General features: G+C 71.6%; 2 protein-coding genes. One reads left to right on the top strand and one right to left on the bottom strand.

What is annotated here, in order from left to right:
* The first annotated feature begins 117 nt into the window (after positions 1 to 117).
* On the top strand, positions 118 to 621 hold the full coding sequence (locus ABT247_RS33365; protein ID WP_350750344.1) for a hypothetical protein: 504 nt from the start codon (positions 118 to 120) through the stop codon (positions 619 to 621).
* Here the strand turns inward: ABT247_RS33365 and ABT247_RS33360 are convergent.
* Positions 602 to 1,495: an IS5 family transposase gene (locus ABT247_RS33360; protein ID WP_350750342.1), complete on the bottom strand. Its 894-nt coding sequence runs from the start codon at positions 1,493 to 1,495 to the stop codon at positions 602 to 604. The genes ABT247_RS33365 and ABT247_RS33360 overlap by 20 nt on opposite strands.
* Positions 1,496 to 1,692: the final 197 nt, after the last annotated feature.

The raw sequence follows: 1,692 nt of genomic DNA, 5'->3' as shown, positions 1-1,692 counted from the left end.
AGAAGCGATTCCCAAACCGAAGGCAGGGTCACGTTTTCGCAGGTGAGGTGTGTGGCCGTCGCTCGGTAGGCATGCTCGGACCGTCGTGTTGGTGCGGGGCGTGGTCGGAGGTGGCGGATGCCGTCGGTGCTGGGGGTGCTGGAGCGGCGTGAGCGGGTGGCGCTGGCCAGGGCGGAGGAATTGCGCGCCGAGTTGGAGCGGGTCCAGGCCGCCGTGGCGGAGGCGGATGAGGCCGCGCGGCGCGCGGTGATCGCCCGGGAGGAGACGGTGGCGGCCCTGGCCGAGGTGGCCGATGAGGCCGCGGTGCCCGGGGCGTCGGCCGGTGGACCGGTGGTGGAGCCGGTCGCGGGCGTGGCCGGGCTACGGGTCGAAGTCCCCTTGTGGCGTGAGGGGTTGGGGGTGGAGGTGCTGCCGCCCGAGTGCGCGCGGGTCGTGGCCCTGGTCGAGCGAGATGCGGCCGGAGGCGGGGATGGGGTGCGGGCGCGGGCGATGCGCGAGGATCTGGGCTGGCCGGCGAGTGATGCGAAGGAGCAGGCGGCCCGGTTCAGGGCGAAGCGGCTGGTGGAGCGGGGCTGGTTGACCGAGGTGCGGCCGGGGCTGTTCAGGCCGCGGACCGCTTGACGCGGCGCGGGGAGGGTCGGCCCGAGCGGGCCAGTCGGCGGGTGGCCGGGATGCTCGCGGCCCACCAGGCCATCGCCTCGGCGCTGTCGATGCGGGTCTCGTAGTCGCGGGCCAGGCGCCGGGCCCGGATCAGCCAGGAGAAGGATCGTTCCACGATCCACCTGCGGGGCAGCACGACGAACCCGGTGGCGTCGTCGCTGCGTTTGACGACGGTCAGTGCGAGGGCCAGGGCGGCGTGGGCGAAGGCGACGAGCCAGCCGGTGTAGCCGCCGTCGGCCCAGACCAGGGCGATGCGGTGGTGTTCGGCGCGCAGTTGTTCAAGGAGGTCGCGGCCGGCGTCGTTGTCCTTGACCGAGGCGGCGGTGACCATCACCACCAGCAGAAGGCCCAGGGTGTCCACGGCGATGTGCCGCTTGCGACCGTTGATCTTCTTTCCGGCGTCGTAGCCGCGGGTGGCCGCGCCGACGGTGGCGTCGGCCTTGACCGACTGCGAGTCGATGATCGCGGCGGTGGGTTCCTCCTTCTTGCCGGCCAGTTCGCGCAGCATCTTGCGCAGTCGGCCGTAGAGCTCCTTGATGAGGTCGTTGTCGCGCCAGCGGCGGAAGAACCGGTAGACGGCCCGCCACTTGGGGAAGTCGGCGGGCAGGCTGGCCCAGCGCACGCCCTCGGTGACCAGGTAGCGCACCGCGTCGATCATCTGCCGGTGGCAGAAGCCCTCCGGGCGACCCCCTTGCCCGTTCATCCAGGCCGGGACCGGCAGCAGCGGCCGCACGATCGCCCACTCCGCGTTGGTGAGGTCGGAGCCGTAGCGGCGGGTCCGGTCGGGCTGGTCGGCGGCGTTCCCGAGCCGGTGTGCGAGGCAATCGCACGACATGCCGGAGCTGGACACGGACGCGGCGGGCACGCCAGAGTGGAGCACGAGGGCCTCCTGGTTGTTCGTTGACTCGACATCACCGAACTGGGCAAGAGGCCCTTCTTCTATGCGCCGGCCGCGAACTGATCACCTGAACGAGGCTGATGCGCACGGAAGTTCGAGCGGCAGCCATGTCCCCCGGTTTGGGAATCGCTTCT

The organism is Kitasatospora sp. NPDC001539 (genome assembly GCF_040298565.1).
Lineage (GTDB): Bacteria > Actinomycetota > Actinomycetes > Streptomycetales > Streptomycetaceae > Kitasatospora.
This window is presented reverse-complemented; position numbering and strand designations above follow the sequence as displayed.